The 22,210-nt window shown below is 70.8% G+C and carries 17 protein-coding genes; 5 read left to right on the top strand and 12 right to left on the bottom strand.

The window, feature by feature from the left end; translation table 11 throughout:
* Positions 1-55 precede the first annotated feature (55 nt).
* A complete protein-coding gene (locus tag IW245_RS32655; RefSeq protein WP_197006960.1) occupies positions 56-757 on the top strand; it encodes a GNAT family N-acetyltransferase in 702 nt (233 codons plus the stop codon).
* 89 nt (positions 758-846) lie between these two features.
* Here IW245_RS32655 and IW245_RS32650 read toward each other — a convergent pair whose 3' ends face one another.
* From IW245_RS32650 to pruA, 3 genes are all read right to left on the bottom strand, one after another.
* Positions 847-1,383 (bottom strand): DUF2087 domain-containing protein, encoded by a 537-nt coding sequence (locus IW245_RS32650; RefSeq protein ID WP_197006959.1) that lies wholly within the window; start codon positions 1,381-1,383, stop codon positions 847-849.
* 53 nt (positions 1,384-1,436) lie between these two features.
* Positions 1,437-3,983 (bottom strand): glycosyl hydrolase family 18 protein, encoded by a 2,547-nt coding sequence (locus IW245_RS32645; RefSeq protein WP_197006958.1) that lies wholly within the window; start codon positions 3,981-3,983, stop codon positions 1,437-1,439.
* A gap of 220 nt (positions 3,984-4,203) precedes the next feature.
* Positions 4,204-5,829 (bottom strand): L-glutamate gamma-semialdehyde dehydrogenase, encoded by a 1,626-nt coding sequence (gene pruA, locus IW245_RS32640; protein ID WP_197006957.1) that lies wholly within the window; start codon positions 5,827-5,829, stop codon positions 4,204-4,206.
* A 170-nt stretch (positions 5,830-5,999) separates the two neighbouring features.
* Here pruA and IW245_RS32635 point away from each other — a divergent pair, with 170 nt between their 5' ends.
* On the top strand, positions 6,000-6,980 hold the full coding sequence (locus IW245_RS32635; protein WP_197006956.1) for a hypothetical protein: 981 nt from the start codon (positions 6,000-6,002) through the stop codon (positions 6,978-6,980).
* A gap of 195 nt (positions 6,981-7,175) precedes the next feature.
* Here the strand turns inward: IW245_RS32635 and IW245_RS32630 are convergent, their stop codons facing one another.
* Entirely contained in the window at positions 7,176-7,673 is a 498-nt protein-coding gene (locus IW245_RS32630) for a DUF6912 family protein (RefSeq protein ID WP_197006955.1), read from the bottom strand.
* A 68-nt stretch (positions 7,674-7,741) separates the two neighbouring features.
* On the opposite strand from IW245_RS32630, the gene IW245_RS32625 reads away from it, so the two are divergent.
* Positions 7,742-7,972: a helix-turn-helix transcriptional regulator gene (locus IW245_RS32625; RefSeq protein WP_197006954.1), complete on the top strand. Its 231-nt coding sequence runs from the start codon at positions 7,742-7,744 to the stop codon at positions 7,970-7,972.
* Between the two features lie 689 nt (positions 7,973-8,661).
* Complete coding sequence (locus tag IW245_RS32620) at positions 8,662-9,087, top strand: Rv3235 family protein (RefSeq protein WP_197006953.1); 426 nt, start codon at positions 8,662-8,664, stop codon at positions 9,085-9,087.
* Between the two features lie 81 nt (positions 9,088-9,168).
* Here IW245_RS32620 and secA read toward each other — a convergent pair whose 3' ends face one another.
* On the bottom strand, positions 9,169-12,021 hold the full coding sequence (gene secA, locus IW245_RS32615) for a preprotein translocase subunit SecA (protein ID WP_197006952.1): 2,853 nt from the start codon (positions 12,019-12,021) through the stop codon (positions 9,169-9,171).
* Positions 12,022-12,149: 128 nt separating this feature from the next.
* On the opposite strand from secA, the gene IW245_RS32610 reads away from it, so the two are divergent.
* Entirely contained in the window at positions 12,150-13,250 is a 1,101-nt protein-coding gene (locus IW245_RS32610) for a GNAT family N-acetyltransferase (protein ID WP_197006951.1), read from the top strand.
* 150 nt (positions 13,251-13,400) lie between these two features.
* On the opposite strand, the gene IW245_RS32605 is transcribed toward IW245_RS32610, so the two are convergent.
* From IW245_RS32605 to IW245_RS32575, 7 genes are all read right to left on the bottom strand, one after another.
* On the bottom strand, positions 13,401-14,453 hold the full coding sequence (locus IW245_RS32605; RefSeq protein ID WP_233472712.1) for a GNAT family N-acetyltransferase: 1,053 nt from the start codon (positions 14,451-14,453) through the stop codon (positions 13,401-13,403).
* A 603-nt stretch (positions 14,454-15,056) separates the two neighbouring features.
* Positions 15,057-15,674 carry a ribosome hibernation-promoting factor, HPF/YfiA family gene (gene hpf, locus IW245_RS32600; protein ID WP_197006949.1) on the bottom strand — a complete coding sequence of 206 codons (618 nt, stop codon included), beginning with the start codon at positions 15,672-15,674 and terminating at the stop codon, positions 15,057-15,059.
* A gap of 168 nt (positions 15,675-15,842) precedes the next feature.
* Positions 15,843-16,568 carry a ComF family protein gene (locus IW245_RS32595; RefSeq protein ID WP_197006948.1) on the bottom strand — a complete coding sequence of 242 codons (726 nt, stop codon included), beginning with the start codon at positions 16,566-16,568 and terminating at the stop codon, positions 15,843-15,845.
* Between the two features lie 211 nt (positions 16,569-16,779).
* On the bottom strand, positions 16,780-18,537 hold the full coding sequence (locus IW245_RS32590) for a GerMN domain-containing protein (RefSeq protein ID WP_197006947.1): 1,758 nt from the start codon (positions 18,535-18,537) through the stop codon (positions 16,780-16,782).
* The gene (gene mtrB, locus IW245_RS32585; RefSeq protein ID WP_197006946.1) at positions 18,527-20,209 is read right to left on the bottom strand and encodes an MtrAB system histidine kinase MtrB; all 1,683 of its coding nucleotides are present in this window, start codon (positions 20,207-20,209) and stop codon (positions 18,527-18,529) included. The genes IW245_RS32590 and mtrB overlap by 11 nt, the downstream gene beginning before the upstream one ends.
* 1 nt (position 20,210) lies before the next feature.
* Positions 20,211-20,900, bottom strand: a complete 690-nt coding sequence (gene mtrA / locus IW245_RS32580) for an MtrAB system response regulator MtrA (RefSeq protein WP_197006945.1) — start codon at positions 20,898-20,900, stop codon at positions 20,211-20,213.
* Positions 20,901-20,972: 72 nt separating this feature from the next.
* Positions 20,973-22,190, bottom strand: coding sequence for a CynX/NimT family MFS transporter (locus IW245_RS32575; RefSeq protein ID WP_197006944.1), 1,218 nt, complete (start codon positions 22,188-22,190; stop codon positions 20,973-20,975).
* Between the last annotated feature and the right edge of the window lie 20 nt (positions 22,191-22,210).

Raw genomic sequence — 22,210 nt, 5'->3', positions numbered from 1 at the left:
CACATTCAGGTACCGGCGTCCCCCCTTTTCCCGCCAGCGGATGCACGCTGGACCCGTGCAGGAAACCAACGAGCCCGGCGACGAGGATCCCTTACTCGCATGGGCGGCCCAGGGGCAGTCCCAGGCCTACTCCCACGGTGATGCCCTCGCCGTGGCGTCCCCCTCGCTCTACCAGCGCGACCGCCTCGTGGTCACCGGCTCCGCCGACGATCTCGCGATCCTGGTCCCCAAGGTCCTGGCCGAGGTGGGCCCCAGCTACCGGACGATCGGCGACGCGGACCTGATCCGCGACCTGGCCAAACGGATCCCCGGCGTGACCCTGGTCGACACGTTCGGCTGGATGGAGACGTCCCGGCGACCGGCCGTGACGCCCAGCTCCGCCGGCTGGCTGACCACTGATGACGACCGGGACATCGGCAAGCTCCTCGACGCCGCCTGGCCGTCGGCGAAGGCCCGCCCGAGGGTCGCCGGCGTGCGGCGCTGGGCCGGGCTGCGGGACTGCGGCGGCCGGCTCGCCGCCGTCGCCGCCGACGCGTGGAGCGCGCCGACCGTCGGTTTCCTGTCCGGGGCCGCGACGCACCCGCAGACCCGGGGCCGTGGGCACTCCGTGGCCACCTGCGGGTTCCTGCTGGACCAGATGCTCAGCGAGTACGGCCGGGTCGGGCTGCTGGTCGACGGGTGGAACTGCGGGGCGATCCGGCTGTTCCGCCGCCTGGGCCTGAGCTATCGACCACTGGCCTCCCTCCGCACCCGCTGACCCGATCCCGGTGATCAACTACACGTAGTTGCTGCTTTTCGGGCCGCGCGTACCGCAAGAACGTGTAGTTGATCATGAAGGTCGGGGACTCAGACCTCCACCGGTCCGCCCGAGCGCCAGTAGTAGCCGTCGGCGCGGTCCAGCAGGACCGTGTCGATCAGGTTGCGGCGCAGGGTGACGTAGTCCTCGGTCCAGGCGCGCAGGATCGTGTTCACCTCGCGCTCCGGGTAGCGCACCCCGGGCTCGAAGCCGGCCACGATGTGTTCCAGGACCATCCGGAGCTTCGCGCGGGCGACCGGCATGTGCACCAGGCGGCCGTCGCGGATGAACGCGCGCAGCACGGCGTCCCGGCGGGGATCCGGGTCCAGCGGGGCCACGGGCGGCTCGGTGGCGGCGGCCACCCGGACCGCCTCCTTGAAGGGGGCGGCGTCGGCGGCGTAGCGGCCGTCCACGAGGGAGAGCAGGCCACCCCGGTGCAGCCGGCGGAGCGCCCTGATCGCGGTGTCCACGTCGGTGCCGGCCCGGTCGGCGATCTCGCTGGGCAGGCCGGCGCCGAGGACCACGGCCGCGTACACCCGCAGGCGGTCCGGCTCGGCCAGCAGACCGCAGGCGGCGTTCGGAGTCATGGCTCAGAATTTAGTACCGCCCCCGGCGCGGGCCGGGGGCGGTACTCGATCACCTAGCTGTTACAGGTGCCCAGGTCTTCCCAGACCGCGGCGGTACCGGGCGTCTCGCCCTGCGTCCACCACTTCGCGCGGTACTTCTTGCCGGTGTAGGACACCAGCGCCCCGCCCGAGTAGGCCGTGGCCGAGTTCCAGGCCGCCGCCGTGCACGTGCCGGGCGGCGCGGTCGTCTGCGGACCGCACGCTCCCGTGTCCTCCCAGACCGCCGCCACGCCCGGCGTCTCGCCCTGTGTCCACCACTTCGCCTTCCAGATCCGGCCCACGTAGGAGGCTGTCTGGCCGCCGTTGTAGACGGTCGCGGCGTTCCACGCCGCCACCGAGCAGGTCGGGGGCTGGGTGGTCGGGGGCTGGGTGGTCGGCGGGGCACTCGTCGGCGGCCTGCTCGTGGGCGGGGCGGTGGTCGGCGGGGCCGTCGTGGGCGGGGCCGTGGTCGGCGGAGCGGTGGTCGGCGGGGCCGTCGTCGGGTTGGTGGTGCCGCCGCGCGGGTTGTCGGCGCTCAGCCGGTACGACGTGCCCCCGAACGTGAGGACGTAGTTCGACGGCCCGGACACCGGCAGCTTCCAGGTCATGGTGACCTCCGCCGAGCCCCCGCTCTTCGGGATGGTCTGCCAGCTCGGCAGGGTCATCGTGACGTGGTGGAAGTCCGCCTTCAGCCCGCCGGAGTTGGAGCCGCTGCGGCCCGGTGTGACGGTCAGCGTCCAGCCGGTCTGCTGGCCGATCTCCGCCGTCGTGCTGACCGGCATGTCGAACTCCAGCTTCGCGCCACCGGGGATGTCGGTCGCCGACCGGTTCGTGACCTTCATCTTGCCGGTGATCGGGTAGTTGGAGTCGCCGACCGGGAAGCCGCCCACGTCGATCCCGACGTCCATCGTCGCGGTCGGCATCGTCTTCGTCGACTTGGACGCGCCGTAGGGGGCGGACGTCTGGAGCTTGTCGTACAGCGCCGTGGTCAGGGTCGAGCCCATGCCGTACTGACCCTTGGCCGCGTCCCACTGGTAGTCGCCGGCCAGCTCCCACATCATCGCGCCGCCGTAGCCGTTGTCCGCGATGTACTGCGCCTTCGTGTTCACCGACACGTCGTCCTCGGTGGACAGGAAGACCTTCTTCTGGTCGTTCCACAGCCACGGGGTGACCATGGTCGAGTTGTAGTTGCGGACGTACGTACCCGTCAGCTTGTTCTTCGGCAGGTTCGGGTCGAGCCCGTAGCTGGCCAGGTAGTCGCCGGGGACGCCCTGCTGGAGGTTCTTGGCGTGCCACATCGGGTTCGAGCCGGCCGGCTCCTCCTGACCGCTGGCGTTCAGGTCGTGCCAGAGGTTGTCGATGCCGATCGCGCCGGCCCCGCAGACCGTGGTGCCCGCCGGGCAGGGTGAGCCCTTCGAGTCGCCCCACAGGCCGTTCGTCCCGCCGGTCACCTTCTCCCAGCCCCGGGTGTAGTAGGGCAGGCCCAGGTTGATCCGGCCCGGGGGCATGCTGCCCCGGAAGTAGTGCAGCGCCCAGTCCCCGTTGAGGTAGCCGATGTTGCCGTACGAGCTGTACACGCTGCCGGCGATCATCTCGGAGTCCTGCGCGTTGTCGAACAGCGCGGCGTTCGGGCCGACGTACTCGTTCCACGCGCCGTGCAGGTCGTAGGTCATCACGTTCACGTAGTCGAGGTACTGCGTGACCTGGAAGACGTCCATCCCGCGCAGCAGCCAGCCCGAGGCGGGGACGGCGGCGGTGAGCATGTAGTACTTCCCGTCAGCGGCGCTCGCGGCGTCCAGCTTCTGCTTCAGGGTGCGCATCAGGTTCACGTAGCCGGCCATCAGCTGGGCCCGCTTGGCGTTGGCGACCGTGAAGTCCAGCGGGTTGCCGGCGTCCTTGTTCGACGTCGGGTACTCGTAGTCGACGTCCACCCCGTTGAACCCGTACTGCCGGATGAACGCGACCGCCGAGTCCGCGAAGGTGTCGATCTTCGCCTGGGACTCGGTCATGGTGTAGAAGCCGCCGGACGCGACCCGGTTGCCGTTGTCGTCGAAGTAGCCGCCGGTCTCGGCCCAGCCCCCGACGGAGACCAGGGTCTTCACGTTCGGGTACTGCTTCTTGAACTTGTTCAGCAGGTTGAAGTGCCCCTGGTACGGAAAGCTCGGGTCCATCTCGGCCCCCGGCACGCCCGGCCAGGTCATCCCGGTCGAGGCGTTGGTCGCCCCGCCGCCGCCCACCGACAGCTTGTTCTGGCCGTCGACGTGCGCGAACGCGTAGTTGAGGTGGGTGACCTTGTTCCACGGGATGTTGTTCACCAGGTAGGCCGGGTCGCCCTTGACCCCGGTGCGCCAGTTGGTGAAGTAGCCGATCACACGACGGCTGACTCCGGCGCCCATCTTCTCGCGGCCGTTCGTGTCGTACGCCGCGCAGTAGGGGGTGTCGACGCCGGCGGTGCGGGCCAGGCCGTCCGGGCGACAGTCCTCGTTGGGGGCGGCGTAGGACGGACCGATGTTGAAGGTGAACACGGCTGCGGCCAGGGCCGCGACAGCGGCGACTATGGCCGGCAGGACTCGTCTGGACAACTTCGACTCCCGAGGGGTGAGGAGACGGAACAACTCTTAGGAATGTTTCCTAAATTATTCGATGACGTTAGCCGGGTCACCCCACCCGGTCAATAGTTGATCACCAATACGGCCCTTGATCCGGCCATAGACACCCTTGACTGACCCTCGCGGTCCACCCCGGACAACGGAAACGGCCGGGCTCCCCTGCGGGGAACCCGGCCGTGTCAGTACCCGAAAACTAGCCCATGTGCGGGTAGCGGTGGTCCGTCGGGGGCACGAAGGTCTCCTTGATCGTGCGCGGCGACATCCAGCGCAGCAGGTTGTGCCACGAGCCGGCCTTGTCGTTGGTGCCCGACGCGCGCGCCCCGCCGAACGGCTGCTGCCCGACGACCGCCCCGGTCGGCTTGTCGTTGATGTAGAAGTTGCCGGCCGAGAACCGCAGCTCGCTCGCCGCCCAGTCCACCACCCGGCGGTCGTCGGCGAAGATCGAGCCGGTCAGGGCGTACGGCGACGCGTTCTCGGCCTGCTTGACGACCTTCTCGAAGTCCGCGTCGTCGAAGACGTGCACGCCCATGATCGGGCCGAAGTACTCGGTCGTGAAGATCTCGTGCGTCGGGTCCGTGGACTCGATCAGGGTCGGGCGGACGAAGAAGCCCACCGAGTCGTCGACGGTGCCGCCGGCGAGGATGTCCACGCCGGACGCGCCGCGCACCCGGTCGAACACCGCCGCGTGCTTGTCGAACGCGCGCCGGTCGATCACCGCGCCGCCGAAGTTGGAGAAGTCGGCGACGTCACCGTAGGTCAGGCCCTCGGTGGTGGCGACCAGGTCGTCCTTGATCGCGTTCCAGATCGAGCGCGGCAGGTAGGAGCGCGACGCCGCCGAGCACTTCTGGCCCTGGTACTCGAACGCGCCCCGGATGATCGCCGTGCTCACCGCGGCGGCGTTGGCCGACGGGTGCGCGATGATGAAGTCCTTGCCGCCGGTCTCGCCGACGATGCGCGGGTAGCCCCGGTAGTTCGAGATGTTGTTGCCGATCGTCGTCCACAGCTTCTGGAACGTCGGCGTGGAGCCGGTGAAGTGCAGGCCGGCGAAGTCCGGGTCGGCCAGGGCCACCTCGGAGACCGCGAGGCCGTCGCCGGTCACCATGTTGATCACGCCGGGCGGCAGGCCGGCCGCCTCGAACAGCCGCATCGTGAAGTGCGCGGCGAACTGCTGGGTCACCGACGGCTTCCACACGACCGTGTTGCCCATCAGGGCCGGGGCCATCGGCAGGTTCGCGCCGATCGCGGTGAAGTTGAACGGCGTGATCGCGAGCACGAAGCCCTCGAGCGGCCGGTGGTCGAACCGGTTCCAGATCCCGTCGGAGGACTTCGGCTGGTCGGCGAGCAGCTGGGAGCCGAACGCCACGTTGTACCGCAGGAAGTCGATCAGCTCACACGCCGCGTCGATCTCGGCCTGCTGGACGGTCTTGGACTGGCCGAGCATCGTCGCGCCGTTGAGCGTGTCCCGCCACGGGCCGGCCAGCAGGTCGGCGGCGCGGAGGAAGATCGCGGCCCGCTCGCTGTACGGCAGCGCCCGCCACATCGGCGCGGCGTCCTTGGCGGCTTGCACGGCGGCCCGCGCGTCGGCGGTGGTCGCGTTGGCTGTGACACCGAGCACATGCGCGTGCTTGTGCGGCTGGACGACGGGCAGCTCCTCGCCGCCGGCCATCCGCTGCTCGCCGCCGATCGTGGAGGTGAGCTGGATCTGCTCGCCGGCCAGCTCGGCGAGCCTGGTCTGCAGGCTGGCCCGCTCGGGGCTCCCCGGGGCGTACGAGCGCACCGGCTCGTTGCGCGCGTCCGGAACGGTGAAGAGGGCGTCCATCGCTACTCCTGATAGCTCGACTTCGCTGGCGGGCGGAGCAATCATCCCACGTCTCGGCAGGTCGTCGTCACCTGACGGACACCACACTCGTTTGCCCGGTAGGGCATGCCCTACCGCCCGCCACGTACCCTCGGATGCTGTCACCCCCGCGTCGATGGAGTGAGCCCCTGATGACCGACTCTCCTCCCGCCCCACTCAAGCCCAGCAGCGCCGCCATCCTGGTCGGAATCGGCTTCGCCTGGCTGTTCGCCCTGCTCTGGGTGCTTCGTGTCACTCTCACCGAGAGCGGTGGAGCCGACTCGGGGCTGATCAGCGCCGCACAGAACCTGTTCCCCCTGGTCACGGCGATTCTCGCCGCCGGGGCCTCCGCCGGCATGCTGGCCGTCGCCACCCTGCGATTCGCGTCCACCGGGCTGCGGCGGCTCGCGGCGGGTGCCGGTGCCGGCCTGCTCTTCGGGGTACTCGCCGGCGGCCTCGCCCTCGCCATGATCCGCGACACCCGCAGCTCGGCCGTCATCGCGGTGTGCTCGGCCGCGGCGGCGCTCGTCGGCGGGCTGTTCGCCGCCATCAACCCGATCCGGGTGGTCGCGGCCGGCGTCGCTGGCACGTACGCCGCGTTCCTGACCAAGGTGATCCTGAGCATCTTCCTGCAGAAGTTCACCCAGGAGGCCGGCCCGGAGAAGAGCTTCTTCACGTCGCACTGGATGCTGCTCATCTTCGGGGTGGTGTCGGGCATCGTGGCCGGGGTGGTCTCGTTCCGGTACCTGCGCCGGGGTCCCGCCCAGCACTGGGCCGGCTACCTCCCCGCCGGTGCGGTCGCCGGCGCGCTCGCGATCCTGTCCGAGGGCTTCGCCTGGCTGACCGTGCCGCGCCTCGTCGCCCCGGTCACCGACGCCACGTTCACCGAGGCGCTGCTGGCCACCGACATCGGGCCTCGGGTGAACTCCGGGATCGCGCTGCTGTTCGCCGGGGCGGTCACGGCCACGATCCTGGTCGGCCGGACGATGCGGCCCGCGACCGAGGAATCGGCGGAAGCACCCGCGCGCGCGGTGTTCCCCGCCGACGCCGACCAGCCGGAGCCGGTGTCGGTGTTCGGGACGCCACTGCCCAAAGCGGACGCAGCCGGCGGCCGGGAGCAGCGGAGCGAATAACCCGAAAGATCAGACGGTTACGGCGACACCTGACCCGGTCTCCAGCGGCGGCTCCCGGCTGGCGGTCCTCGGCCGGCCGCGCGGCTGGCACCGGAGGCCCGGGGACTCCGCCCGCCCGGGGCGCCGCCGGGCACGCTGGGCAGGGCCGGTGGAACCCGGGTCGGGCCCCACCGTAATCAATTAATGGTTGTGGGTCTATGAGCCGGTGAGGAGCTGGTCGAGCTCCGAGGCGTCGTACCACGCGAGGTCGTGGTCCTCCGCGCCGTCCACCGTGAACTGGGCGTCCTCGTCGCCACCGAGCGCCTCCAGCACCACGTCGACCGCCGCAGCGACGTCCCGCTCGGCGTCCGCGTCGTCCACGTGCAGCGACACGACGGCCTTGAGGCTCACCGGGGAACTCAGCTCGACGAGGCTCGACCCCAGCTCCTGCTCCGGCTTCACCAGCGCGTCGGACACGTCCGCGGAGATCACCACCCGGCGGCGCGGGGCTGCCGGATCGTGCCGGAGCAACTGCAACGCGGACTGGGCCGCGGCCGTGAACGCCACGAACTCCAGCTCCTCCTCGTCACCCTCCACATACCACTCGCGCAGGCCCGGCGTCACGGCGTGCGCGGCGAGCGGGCCGGGGCCCAGCTGACCCTCGGCGCGCAGGGCGGCCAACAGGGGAAGCGTGGCCGGGAGGTAGACCCGCATGTGCTGCTCCTCAACGCCATCGGTGGCAAACTAAGGAAACCGTACCCCTCGCCCCGGAGGCCCACCCCATGGAGCCACGGTTCCTGCAGCTCGCGGATGTCGCCGAGCTGCTGAACGTCTCGACCTCCCAGGTGTACCACCTGGTCCGCAGCGGTGAGCTGCGCGGCATCAAGATCGGCGGCCGGGGCCAGTGGCGGGTCGAACGCGCCGAGGTCGAGCTCTACATCGAGCGGATGTACGCCGAGACGGCCGTCTGGATCCGCGAGAACCCCCTGATCGCCGACGAAAGTGTCGGTTAGGCGATCCAGCCTGGCGTGCGCCCACCGAAGCCCAGTAGAACGTGCCAAACGCAAACGGGGGTAAACGTAGGCTTCGGGAGGCTCGCATGTATGTCACGATCGGCCCGGTCCCACCCTACGAGCCGCCGTACGAGGAGGATGCGTGCTGCGCCGGGTCCTGTTGCGGTGGGCGGTGTCTCGATGATCCGGGGTTGACCCGGGGGGAGGCCGCCCGGATGGCGGTGCGGGATGCGGCTGCGGGTGGGGGCGCTGTTCCACCCTGGACAGGTGGTGCCGGGGTTGCGTGGGGTGCCGTTCCTGGCGGGGGCGGTGGCACGGCTCCGCCCTGGACAGGTGGTGCCGGAACTGCGCGGGACGCCACTCCGGGCGGGAGCGCAGCTGCCCGCCGAACAGTTGGCCACGACGTGGCTCCGTCCGGGACGCCCGGTGCCGAGGCGGTGGCAGGAGCATCCGGCCCCGGGTCCCGGACCGTCGGCACATGGGCGGCATCCCGGCGCCCGAGGACCTCCCCGCCGCCAGGCGCGACCCCGCCCGGCACCGAACCGACCGCCCGCCGGAGCACCTCAGGACCCTCAGGCCCCACCAGCCCCACCAGCCCCACCGGCATTACCGGCCCCATAGGAGCCGTCGGCCCGAGGGGCGGAGCAAGTCCGAGGGGAACAGCCAGCCCGAAGGGGACAGCCGGCCCCATGGGCACAGCCGGCCGCGCCGGCACCGGACCATCAGGGCCCGCCGGGGTGCGCCCCGCCCGGACCGCGCTCAGGGCACCGGACGGCTGGGCCGGCCGGGCTGCCGGGGTCTTCCTCCGGCTCTACCTCGAGGCCCTCACCGGGCATCGGCCCGTCCAGGCGCTGCGCGCGGTCTGCGCCCCCGACGCGCACCGGCAGCTGGTCCTCGACATCGAGCAGCAGCGGGGCGCTCCGGGAACGGTCCGGATCGCGTCCCTGCGGGTGTCCTCGCCGGCCCCGGCCGTGATCGAGGCGGTGGTGATGCTGCACCGGTCGACGAGGATCTGGGCGATGACCCTGCGACTGGAACGACCGGCGGACGCGTGGCTGTGCACCCACCTCCAGTCGCTGCGCCCGGGTGGCCCACCGTCGCCGGACACCCACTAGCGGCGGCCGGCAGATCCGACGCGGCACCCGGACAGCGTTCTGCCCCCGGCACCACAGGCACCGGGGGCAGATCAGCACAGGTCACTCGCCTTCAGCAGCCCCATGGCAACGCTTGTACTTCTTCCCCGACCCACACGGACACGGCGAGTTCCGCGAGGGCCCCCCGCCGACCTTCTGCCCGGGCGCCGGCCGCTTGGCTCCGGCAGCCATCGGGCTGGCCGGGCCGACGCCGAGCCCCAGGGCCGGGGCCTCCTCGTGGTGCACGACGCCGCCGGCGCCGGCCTCGCCGTCGATGGTGGGGGCCGAGTAGTGCAACTGCTGCGGCCCGCGGGCGCCGAGGCCCTTGGCGCGGATCTCGACGTGCTCGTGCTCGGCGCCGCCGCTGAAGTCCGGGAGCGGGGTGACGACGTCACCGGGCTCGACGGGGGCCGGGGCCGGCTCCTCGACCTTGACCTCGAGGTTGAACAGGTAGGAGACGGTCTCCTCCTTGACGCCCTCGAGCATCTGGTTGAACATGTCGAAGCCCTCGCGCTGGTACTCCACCAGGGGGTCGCGCTGGGCGTACGCCCGCAGGCCGACGCCCTCCTGGAGGTAGTCCATCTCGTAGAGGTGCTCGCGCCACTTGCGGTCGATGACGGCGAGGAGGACCTGACGCTCCAGCTCGCGGACCGGGGCCTCGCCGAGCTCGGTCTCCCGGTTGTCGTACGCGGTGTGCGCGTCCTCCTTGAGCCGCTCGAGCAGCCACTCGGACTCGATGCCGTCGCGGCCGTTGACCTCGTCCTCGAGCTCCTCGATCGTGACGCCGACCGGGTAGGTCTGCTTCATGACCGTCCAGAGCTGCTCGAGGTCCCAGTCCTCGGCGTAGCCGTCGGCGGTGGCACCCTGCACGTAACCGGCGATCGTGTCGTCGATCATGTGCCGGACCTGCTCGTGCAGGTCCTCGCCGTCGAGAACGCGGCGGCGCTCGGCGTAGATGACCTGGCGCTGCTTGTTGAGGACCTCGTCGTACTTGAGGACGTTCTTGCGGACCTCGGCGTTCTGGCCCTCGATCTGGGTCTGCGCGCCCTTGATCTGGCGGGACACCATCTTCGACTCGATCGGCACGTCGTCGGGGATGTTGAACCGGTCCATGACGGCCTCGACGGCACCGGAACGGAACCGGCGCATCAGCTCGTCCTGCAGGGACAGGTAGAACCGGGACTCGCCCGGGTCGCCCTGCCGGCCGGAACGGCCCCGGAGCTGGTTGTCGATCCGGCGGGACTCGTGCCGCTCGGTGCCCAGGACGTAGAGCCCGCCGGCCTCGATGACGGCCTCGTTGTCCTCGGCGCAGGACTCCTCGGCGCGCTCGAGGGCGGCCTCCCACAGCTCCGCGTACTTCTCGTTCTCCTCGTCGATGCCGGCGTTGCGCAGCTCAGACGCCGCCGTGTACTCCGGGTTGCCGCCGAGCAGGATGTCCGTGCCACGGCCGGCCATGTTCGTGGCGACCGTGACGCCGCCCTTGCGCCCGGCCTGGGCGACGATCTCGGCCTCCCGCGCGTGGTACTTCGCGTTGAGGACCGCATGCGGGATGCCCCGCTTCTTCAGCAGGCTGGAGATCAGCTCGGAGTTCTCCACCGAGACGGTGCCGACGAGGACCGGCTGGCCGAGGTTGTGCCGCTCGACGATGTCCTCGACGACGGCCTCGAACTTGGCGATCTCCGTCTTGTAGATGACGTCGGCGCGGTCCACGCGGATCATCGGCCGGTGGGTCGGGATGGACACGACGCCGACGCTGTAGACCTTGTTGAACTCGGCGGCCTCCGTCTGCGCCGTACCGGTCATGCCGCCCAGCTTCTCGTACAGCCGGAAGTAGTTCTGCAGGGTGATCGTCGCGAGGGTCTGGTTCTCCTGCTTGATCTCCACGCCCTCTTTGGCCTCGATGGCCTGGTGCATGCCCTCGTTGTACCGCCGGCCGTGCAGGATGCGGCCCGTGAACTCGTCGACGATCAGGACCTCACCGTCGGAGACGATGTAGTCCTTGTCCTTCTTGTAGAGCTCCTTGGCCTTGATCGCGTTGTTCAGGTAGCCGACGAGCGGGGTGTTGGCCGACTCGTAGAGGTTGTCGACGCCGAGGACGTCCTCGACCCGCGCGATGCCCGACTCGGAGATGGAGACGGTGCGCTTGGACTCGTCGACCTCGTAGTGGCCCTCTTCGCCCTTGGTCATCCGACCGACGACGCGGGCGAACTCCTCATACCACCGGGCGGACTGCTCGGCCGGGCCCGAGATGATCAGCGGGGTCCTGGCCTCGTCGATCAGGATCGAGTCGACCTCGTCGACCACGGCGAAGAAGTGGCCCCGCTGGACCATCTCCTCCTTCGACCACGCCATGTTGTCGCGCAGGTAGTCGAAGCCGAACTCGTTGTTCGTGCCGTAGGTGATGTCGCACTCGTAGGCGGCCTTGTGGTCGGCGGACGACTGGTTCGGCAGGATGGCGCCGACGGTCAGGCCGAGGAAGTTGTGCACCCGGCCCATCCACTCGGCGTCGCGCTGGGCGAGGTAGTCGTTGACCGTGACCACGTGCACGCCCTTGCCGGCCAGCGCGTTGAGGTAGACCGGCAGCAGACACGTCTGCGTCTTGCCCTCACCGGTCTTCATCTCGGCGATGTTGCCGAAGTGCAGGGCGGCGCCGCCCATGATCTGGACGTCGTAGTGCCGCTTGCCGAGGACCCGCTTGGTCGCCTCGCGGACGACGGCGAACGCCTCCGGGAGCAGGTCGTCGAGAGTCTCGCCCTCGTCGAGCCGCTCCTTGAAGAGGGTGGTCTGCTCGCGCAGCTCCTCGTCACTGAGGTCAACGTAGTTGTCCTCGATCGAGCTCACGGCGTCGGCGATGGCCTTCAGCCTGCGCACCATGCGGCCTTCGCCGGCGCGGAGAAGCTTTTCAAAAATCGACACGGGTCAGCACTCCCTGGGAGGTATTCGCTTGACCATCGTAGGCGGCAATCCCCCCAGTGACGACCCCACCCTGGTGTTCCGAAAAATCCTGTTCGCTCACAGCGGAGCCGGGCACGCATGATCTGAGGGTGGAATTCAGGACCGATGCATTTGTACTCCGCGCGTGGCGCGGCTCCGACGCCCCCCAGGTCTACGCGGCCTGCCAGGACCAGGCGATCCAGCGGTGGACCCGGGTGCCCGTCCCGTACCTCATGGAGCACGCCGTCGGGTTCGTCACCGGCGCGTCGGAAGGGCAGTTCGGGATCTTCGACCACGACGGCGAACTGCTCGGCTCCATCGGGGTGGTCGACCACGACGCCGACGCCCGGGTCGCCGAGATCGGCTACTGGGTCGCCCCGGGCGGCCGGGGCCGGGGCGTGACCACCGAGGCGCTCAAGCTCGTCTGCCGGTGGGTCTTCGACACGCTGCGGGTGCAGCGGCTGCTGTGGCGGGCCAAGGCCGGCAACCTGCCGTCCCGGCTCGTGGCCGAGCGCGCCGGGTTCGTGATGGAGGGGCTGCAACGCGAGGCGCTGATCGACAGGGCCGGCGAGCCGGTCGACGGCATGATCGGCGCGCTGCTCCCGGCCGACCTCGACCGGTACGGCCGGCTCGGCTTCCCGACCGTGGACAGCCGGCGGACCAGGGTGTTCAGCGCCCCGCAGCCGGTGCTCCCCGCCGGTGACGTCCTGCTCCGGCCCGTGGAGTCCGGCGATGTCGACGCGCTGGTGGCGGCGTGCACCGATCCGGAGATCACCCGGTGGTTGCCGTTGCCGAGCCCGTACACCCGGCGGAACGCCGAGCGCTTCGTGGCCTTCACGGCTGAACAGTGGCTGCGCGCGGACGGGGCCTACTTCGCGATCAGTGACCCGGACGGCGGCTGGGTGGGGAACATGGACCTGCGGATCGACCGCGGCGACCCCACGATGGCCGACGTCGGCTTCATGGTCTCGCCGGGGGCCTGGGGCAGGGGGCACGCCACCGCCGCCCTGCGGGCCATCACCCGCTGGGGCTTCGAGGAGCTGGGGCTGGCCAGGATCGAGTGGCGGGCCCTCGTCGGCAACGACGGGTCCCGCCGGGTCGCCGAGAAGGCCGGGTTCGCGGTCGAGGGCGTGCAGCGCGGCCGACTCGTGCACCGGGGCGCCCGGGTCGACACGTGGGTCGGCGCGAAACTGGCCACGGACCCGCGCTGAAAAACAAGATCAATATTTGATGACGGGTTCAGCGCTGGCGGGAGTCGCCCGGCTGTCCAGCTGGTGGGGACGCCCGTGGTGAGGACGCCGGGTCGCTGGACGGTGCCGGGGCAGGTGTCGCCGTGATCAGAAAATGGTTTTGGGGATCTGTCAGGCGGGCAGGCGGGCCCAGAGGACGTCGTCGATCCGGGTGCCGTCCGGGCCGGGCAGGCGGGAACGGGTGTAGCCCTCGCGAACGAAGCCGGCCTTCTCCAGGACGCGCTGGGAGCCGGCGTTCTCCGGGGCCGTGCCCGCGATCAGGCGCATGACGCCGACCTGCGTGAACGCCCAGTCAGCGATCAGGTTCGCGGCGCGGGTCGTGTAGCCCTTGCCGCGGAAGGCCGGCAGCGCCGCATACCCGATCATGGCCTGCTGGGTGGGGGGCTCGTGGTAGAAAAGACCGATCTCGCCGACGAACGCGCCCGTCGCCGCCTCCCGGATGGTCAGATCCACGTTGATGCCGGTCAGCCACGTACCGGGCGCGAGCCGGCAGCGTTCCTCGACCTCCGCGCGGCTCAGCTCGACCGGAGGCACGTTGCTGGCCACGACCTCCGGGAGGTTGCGCAGCGCGAACATCTCCCCGGCGTCCGCCGGCCCGACCGGGGTCAGCGTCACAACCCCGTCGGTCAGGGCGCCGCCCGGCAGGTCCGGGATGAGCCGGCGGGTCGGCCCCGGCGGATCCGAGGGCAACCGCGACCAGACCAGCATGTCGTGCCGGCCGCCACCCCGGCTCTGCTCGGCCGCGCGGCGCAGCCCCTCGCTCCGGAAGCCGGCGGCCAGGGCCACCCGCTGGCTGATCACGTTCTCGGGATGGGTGGTGAGCTCGAGCCGCTCGTACCCGTGCGCGAACGCCCAGGCCGTGCCCTGCCTCGTCGCCTCGGTGGCCACCCCCCGCCGCCGGGCCCATGGCGCGACCCAGTAGCCCAGAGTCCCCGGCTGGGTGGCGACACTACCGAGCAGCCGGTCGTCGGACGGATCGACGATCGCCCAGATCTGACCACCTCTGGCCGCCACGGTCGGCGCGCCGTCCCGGATCCACCAGAGGGCGTGCTCGCGGGTGTACGGCGCGGGCAGAGTGGGCACGAACCGCTGGATGAGCGGGTCGTTGCACGCGGCGACGAGGTCCTCGGCGTCACCGTCACGGAGCGGTCGGAGAGAGATCACGCGGCCGACCATACCTCCCCGGGGAGGTGGTCGCGCACCGCTTCCGAGCCCTTTTCGGGGCATGGGGCGCCAGGGGTCCGGCTCGGGGCCCGGGCTCGGCGCTCTGGGCGCAGGTCCTGGCATCTTGGCGTCCCGGCTGCCCGGAGTTCGGCCTCTCGGCACTCGGAGTTCGCCGCCTCGGCGCTCGGAGTTCGCCGCCTCGGCGCTCGGCGCTCGGCGCTCGGCGCTCGGCGCTCGGCGCTCGGCGCTCGGCGCTCGGCGCTCGGCGCTCGGCGCTCGGCGCTCGGCGCTCGGCGCTCGGCGCTCGGCGCTCGGCGCTCGGCGCTCGGCGCTCGGCGCTCGGCGCTCGGCGCTCGGCGCTCGGCGCTCGGCGCTCGGCGCTCGGCGCTCGGCGCTCGGCGAAGGTCTCATGACCGGCGTGCTCGCCGCAAGGTTTCGGTGTCTTTCTCTTCGCGTACCCTCGAGCGGCCACAGAGCTGCCGGAGCGGGCGTGACGTCACGACACGTGGCCGATCCGCGAACTCTGCTTTGGGGTCGCCGACGTGCGCAGGCAGGAGGGGCGCCCCGGATTCGGGGGCCCCTCCGCAGGTCGCGCTGTGCGGGCTACGACAGGCGGATCACGCCGTAGTCGTACGCCCTGCGCCGGTAGACGACGCTCGGGCAGCCTGTTTCCTTGTCCGTGAACAGGTAGAAGTCGTGGCCCACGAGCTCCATCTGCGACAGAGCGTCATCGATGGTGACCGGCTCGGCCGAGTGCGTCTTCTCGCGCACGATCTGGCCGGGCAGGTGCTCCTCGTGCTCGTAGCCGTCGGACTCCTGCGACTTGGCGAAGCTTGGCTTGTCGAACATGGTTTCGATCTGCTTGGCCGTCAGAGCGGCGGTGGCCCTGGCCACGGAGATCGGGGTGCTGTGTCCTCGGTGGACGCGACGCCGGTCGGCTGAACGCCGCAACCTGGCGTCGAGCTTCGTCACCGCGAGGTCGAGTGCGGTGTAGAAGTCCTTCCCGCAGGCCTCCGAGCGGATGACGGGCCCTCGTGATGCGATCGTGATCTCGACGCGTTGACTGCTCTCGCGCTGACGACGATTGGGTTCGTGAAGCAATTCGACAGTGGCCTGGATGAGTTTGTGGTCGTACTTCTCGATCTTCGCCAGCTTGTCGGCCACATGTACCCGGTAGTGTTCCGGGACTTCGACGTTACGTCCTTTGACGACAATTTCCACGGCAGACCTCCCCCACTTTCACGATCTGGGGTAACCTGGACGTTTGCCCAGGTGGGAGCCGGCTCGACGCACTCCCCCCGGAGCGTCAGCCGGTGTTGCGAAACCCGGTGACCTCCTCTCGGTGAAGAGTGCTCTGGCCCTCGACGCTAACGCGTGTTCAGCCGTTCGTCACCCCCTGTTTGAGTTAACTACCGACAAGTATTGGCGATTCGGGTCTCGACACGCCTTTGTCGGAGAACTTCTGCGTCGTGTCGCCGCGATCACCACCGCCCCACAAACCGGTATATCTACAGACCGTAGCTGATCGGCGACCGCCGCGAGGGTGGACCCGGTGGTGAGGATGTCGTCGACCAACACCACGGCCAGGCCGGCCCGCAGCGGACCGGTGCGCCCCGGTCTGACCCGGAAGGCGTCCCCGGCCGCGGCGGCCCGCTCGGCGGCGCTCAGACCGGCGGAGTCGGGCCTGGGTCGTGCGACCAGCGCGCGGAGCAGGGTCGCGCGGCGGCCGTCCCGGCGGAGCGTGCCGACGGCCCGGCGGGCCAGTCGCTCCATGTGGTCGCCGCGCCGGGCCCGGACGGCGGCAGCCGTGCTCGGCACGGGCACCAGGACGGCGGGCCCGTTGGCCAACAGCCGGGCGACCCCGATTGCCAGGCGGTCGCCGAGCGGGGCGGCCAGGTCGCGCCGGCCGCGCTCCTTGTAGGCGAGGAGGATCCGCTGGAGGGGTCCGTCGTACGGGCCGAAGGCCAGGCACGGGGGCAGGCCGGGCGGGGCGGGGGTGGGCGCGGCGGGCTCTGGCGGGCCGGCGAGCGCCGCCTGGCACGCCGGGCAGAACGGGCCCGGGCCGCCGCACGGGCAGTCAGCGGGGAGCACGAGGTCGATCAGGTCACGCAACACCGGTCGAGCGTGCCCAGGAGCGGGCTTCCGGCGGGCCGGCCTGTGGACGACCGACCCACCTGTGGATAACCCGCCCCAGGCTGTGGACAACCGGCGGAGGCCGTCCTCACCGACAACGGGCGACAGGCACGCTCACAGCCCGGCTGGAGCGACCCGGCGAGGTACCGGCGCTGGCCCGGGCGGGAGGGCCCGGGCGGTGGTGGGTGGTCCGCTAGTCCTCGAAGTAGAACGGGGCCGTGCCGGCGCTGGCGGGGACGCCGGGATGGCGTACCAGATAGATCCGGTTGTCGATCTCCACCAGAGGCTCCATCACCGCTCCACCGCGCGGGGACGGCACATAGGCCGCGACGGGGCCGGTGCGGGTGGTCTGCGACGGGTACTGCGGCTCCACCACCGCCCCGTCGAACGTCACCTGCGACAACGCCGAGTTCGACGTGTTGGGGCTGACCGGCTGGCCCTGCCCGGACACCAGGAAGCCGACCTCCGACGACCAGGACACCGAGGTGATCCCGGTGAGCTGCGAGGCGACCTGCCAGGCCCTGATCTGCGCGGAGTCGGTGAAGATGCCGGCGTAGGCCCGGCCGCCGCGCACGAACGCGACCCGCTTGCCGCCCGGGGCGACCGACAGGCTCGTCACCGCGCCCTCGCCGGTGACCCCGCTGACGGTCACCGCCTGGGGGGTCTGGGTCGACGTGTCGATGCTGTACAGGCCGGGGCCGGCCCCGATCAGCACCCTGGGCCCGCCGGGCGTCCGGTACAGCGCCGGCGGGCTCGTGAACGCCACGTCCCGCATCTTCTCCACCTGGACGTAGCGGGTCTCGTCCGAGGAGTTGGCCCGGCCGATGAACAGGGCGTCGTCGGTGGTCACGTACGCGGCCGTGGCGTTGAGCCCCGTCGCCCACTTCACGTTCGTCCGGCCCCGGAGCAGGGCGGGGACCTGTTCCTCCACCCGGTCGGGGATCCTGACCGCCCGGACGAGGCCGCCGTCGACCATCAGGGGGTGGGCCATGTGGCCGGTCGCCGGGTTCCAGGCGTCGTAGTAGTACGCGTCCTGGTCGTGCGGCTTGACCTTCTGGCGACCCTCGATCCGGATCTCCAGGTACTTCGCCTGCAGCGTCACCGCGATCTGCGCGATCAGCGTCTCCCACCGGTCGGTGGCCTCCGCCTTCGCGGACAGGTCCACGGTGATCTGGGAGAGTGCGTTGTCTTCGACGGGCAGGCCGCGCAGCTCGGTGCCGGCCGGCAGCGCGGAGTTCACCGCCCCGGCGATGTAGGAGGACGGCCCGGCGAGCAGCCAGCTCATCAGCAGCTGGTAGCGGCCGACGGCGGAGACGGAGACGCTGCGGGGCACGTACCGCAGGTCGGCGACCAGGGCCCGGTCCTCGCCGTTCGGCGGGTAGTAGACCGGGCGCTGGTCGTAGTCGTTCTGCAGCGCCTCGATGCTCAGCAGCATGCCTTGCGGCGGGTTGTCGATCAGCCAGCCCTTGCCGGCCCCGGCGCTGAGCAGGTTGTAGGTGTAGGAGTAGCCGGCGCGGGCCTGGCTCGTGTCCAGCCAGCCGTTGGTGAGCACGCCGAGCACGTCCCCGGTGACCTGCACGTGCGCGTCGAACTGCCCGGCGCCGGCGACCTGGGTCGGCGGGTGCACCGTGCCCCGGACCACGAGCAGGCCGCCGGAGCCCGCCTGCCAGGTGTTCTGGGCCGACTGGGTGAAGAACACCTTGACCTGCTCGCGCATCTTCTCCAGCGGACCGTTGGCCGCCCGGAGGTAGCCGGCGACCGTCTGGTCGGCGGACTGCGAGTTGTCGGGCGCCGCCACCTTGTACGGCGGCCGGAGGTCGATGCCGGTGATCGTCCGCTCCGGCCCGTACGAGACGGCGGGGCCCGAGTCCGGCACCCCGCACGCCGACAGCACGGACAGCGCGAACACGCCCGTCACGACGGCGGCGGCGGCCAGGAACCTACGACGCATGGCGCACTCCCCGGGTGGGCTCGTCGGGCGGGATGGGTCCCAACTGCGGTTCGGCGTCGGCGGGCACCAGGGGCAGCGGGGAGGACAACAGCCGGTCGCCGGCCCGCAGCGGCACGGTCAGCCGGAACTGCGCGCCGAGCCCCGGCGCGCCCCACGCCTCCAGCCAGCCGCCGTGCAGCCGGGCGTCCTCCAGGCTGATGGACAGCCCGAGGCCGGTGCCGCCGGTCTGCCGGGCCCGGGACGGGTCGGCCCGCCAGAACCGGTTGAACACGAGCTTGTCCTCGCCGGTGTTGAGCCCGATGCCGTGGTCGCGGACCGTGACGGCCGCCGAGCCCTCCCCGTCGGCGAGGGTGACGACGACCGGGCGGGCCTCGCCGTGTTCGACCGCGTTGCCGACCAGGTTGCGCAGCACCCGCTCGATCCGGCGCGGGTCTACCTCCGCGATCACCGGCTCGTCGGGGACGACGGTGCGCAGCTCGACCTGCGCGCGGTCGGCGAGCGGCCGCAACCGCTCCACCACCCGGGTGACGATCGGGACCAGGTCGACGGCTTCGGTGTCGAGGACGGCGAACCCGGCGTCGTACCGGCTGATCTCCAGCAGGTCGGTCAGCAGGTCCTCGAACCGGTCGAGTTCGGCCTGGAGCAGTTCGGCGCTGCGGGCTGCCAGCGGGTCGAAGTCCTCCCGGTTGGCGAACAGCATGTCGGCGGCCATCCGCACCGTGGTCAGCGGTGTGCGCAGCTCGTGCGACACGTCGGAGGTGAACCGGCGTTGCAGCCGCGACATCTCCTCCAACCGGTTGATCTGGCGTTGCAGATTGGCGGCCATCTGGTTGAAGCTGGTGGCCAGCGCCGCGAGGTCGTCCTCGCCGCGCACCTCCATCCGCTGGTCGAGCAGCCCTGCGGACAGCCGCTGGGCGGTGCGCGCGGCGATCCGGACCGGGCCGACCACCAGATGGGTGATCAGCGCGGACAGCAGCGCGAGGAGCAGCACGAGGGCAAGGCCGGTGACGAAGACCGTGGTCCGCACGGAGCTGGCGGAGGAGACCTGTTCGTCGAGCGGGTACAGGTAGTACAGCGAGAACTCGCCCATCGCCGTGTTGACCATGGTGCCCACGACGATGAACGGCCGCTCGCCCTGGCTGTCGGGGTTGGCCCGCACGTACTGGTACGCGCTCTTCCGCGTCTCCTTCACCGTGCGCCGCAGGTCGTCGGGGACGGCCTTCTGCACCGCCCGGGTGTCCTCGAGCTGCGGGGACTGCGGCTTGACGGCCTTGAGGAAGTCCGGGTTGGTCGGTTCGAGCAGGACGTAGTACGGAACGGAGGCGGCCTTGTCGTTCTGCGCGGCGTCCTTGGGGGCGGTCGAGGTCGGAGGGACGAGCAGCGCCGTCGCGTACCTCAGGAAGCCGTTGACGCCCGGGTCTGCCGCCTCGCCCCGGTCCCGGAACTGCGGCTCCAGGTAGACCCTGCCCTGCTCGAGCTGGTTCTGGGCCTCGTTCAGTTTGGAGCCGACCTGCGACGCCGTGATCTGCGAGGCGAGCAGCCAGCTGAAGGTCACCACGAGCAGCGTCGAGGACACCAGGGTCACGGACACGACGCGGAAGTGCAGGGAGCGCCGCCAGACCCGGACGAGCCGGGCGGCACCCCTGTCGTACAGAACGCTCAGAAGGCGCATGTCATGCGACGCCGGCCTTGTATCCGACCCCACGGACGGTCAGGATGATCTCCGGCCGCTCCGGGTCGCGTTCGATCTTGGCGCGCAGGCGCTGGACGTGCACGTTGACCAGCCGGGTGTCGGCGGCGTGCCGGTAGCCCCAGACCTGCTCCAGCAGGACCTCGCGGGTGAACACCTGGCGCGGCTTGCGGGCCAGCGCGACCAGCAGGTCGAACTCGAGCGGGGTCAGCTTGACCTCCTCGCCCTCCCGGATCACGGTGTGTGCGGGCACGTCGATGATCACCTGGGAACCGACCGGTCCGACGGTGAGCACCTCGGGCGTGTTGTCCCCGCCCTGGCGCAGCCGGGCCCGGACCCGGGCGACCAGCTCCTTGGGCTTGAAGGGCTTCACCACGTAGTCGTCGGCGCCGGACTCCAGGCCCAGGACGATGTCCACGGTGTCGCTCTTCGCGGTCAGCATGACGATCGGCACGCCGGACTCGGCGCGGATCAGTCGACATACGTCGATGCCGCTCATGCCGGGCAGCATCAGGTCGAGGAGCACGATGTCGGGCCGCGCCTCCCGGAATGCCGGCAGGGCACGTTCGCCGTCGGCGACGAAGGAGGGCGCGAAGCCCTCGCTCCTCAGCACGATGCCCAGCATTTCGGCCAGTGCCGGGTCGTCGTCGACCACCAGTACGCGAGCTCTCATGGGTTACATATTTCCATCTACTCGGGGCGGCCAAGGGTACCCGGGTCAGGATCAGTGATCACCTTGAGATCATCAATTCCGCAAACGGGCATCTTCCAGGTACTGGGGCCGGCCGGCCACCATTCCGACAGCGCCCTGGAGGACCACGATACCGAGAAGGAAGAGCAGCGGCAGTAACCAACTGTGCGTCGATGTGTACAGCGCGCCGACCAGCATGGGTCCGGCGGCGGCCATCAGGTAGCCGGCGCTCTGCGCGAACGCCGACAACGCCACCGTCCCCTCGGGGGTGCGCGAGCGCAGTCCGATCATCGCCAGCGTCAGGGGGAACGCGCTCTGCCCGACGGCCAGCAGCACCGTCCACAGCAGCGCGCCGGCGTGCGGGGCGAAGATCAGTCCGGTGTACCCGAGGGCGGTGGCCGCCACGAGCACGGCCACGACGGGGCGCTGGTCGGGCCGGCGCGCGGCGAGCGCCGGCATGAACAGGGCCAGCGGCACGCCGACGGCCATCAGCCCGGCGACGAGCAGGCCGGCCGTCTGGGCGGAGAAGCCGACGTCCCGGTAGAGCTGGGGCAGCCAGCCCATCACGACGTAGGCGCTCAGCGACTGGGCGCCGAAGAACACCGCGAGGGCCCAGCCGATCCTGGTCCGGGCCGGCTTGACCGGGGAGGCGGCGACCGTGGTGGCCAGATCGCCCCGGTCGTGCCGGCGGAGGAGCAGCCACGGCAGGACGGCCACGGCCGCGACGGCCGCCCAGACCGCCAGGCCCCAGTGCCAGCCGCCGAGCGCGTTGGCCATCGGCACCGTGGTGGCCGCGGCGATGGCGGTGCCGAGGGTGAGCGTCATGGTGTACACGCCGGTGACCAGGCCGACGCGGGTCGGGAAGTGCCGCTTGACCAGGCCGGGCAGCAGGACGTTCGCGGAGGCGATCCCGGCGAGGGCCAGCGCGCTGGTGCCGAAGAAGACCCAGGCCGAGTCGGTGAGCGCCCGGGCGAGCAGGCCCAGGGACAGCAGGGCCACGGCGGAGGACAGCACCCGGTGCGGCCCGAACCGGCGGGCCAGCCGGGGCGTGATCGACCCGAACGCCGCGAACGACAGCACCGGGAGGGTGGTGATCAGGCCGGCCATGGTGCCCGACAGGTGCAGCCCCGCGCGCACCTCGTCGAGGAGCGCTCCCAGACTGGTGACGGCCGGGCGAAGATTGAGGGCGACGAGCACGATCCCGAGGAGCACCAGACCCGTGCCCTCAATGGCGAAGCTTCGGTTGCTGGGCTCTACGGTTACCGTGGTCATGCGGGTAATCGTAGAATCAT

Origin of the sequence: Longispora fulva (genome assembly GCF_015751905.1) — a bacterium.
GTDB classification, from domain to species: domain Bacteria; phylum Actinomycetota; class Actinomycetes; order Mycobacteriales; family Micromonosporaceae; genus Longispora; species Longispora fulva.
The sequence above is the reverse complement of the archived record's forward strand: the minus strand, read 5'-3'. Positions and strand labels throughout refer to the sequence as shown.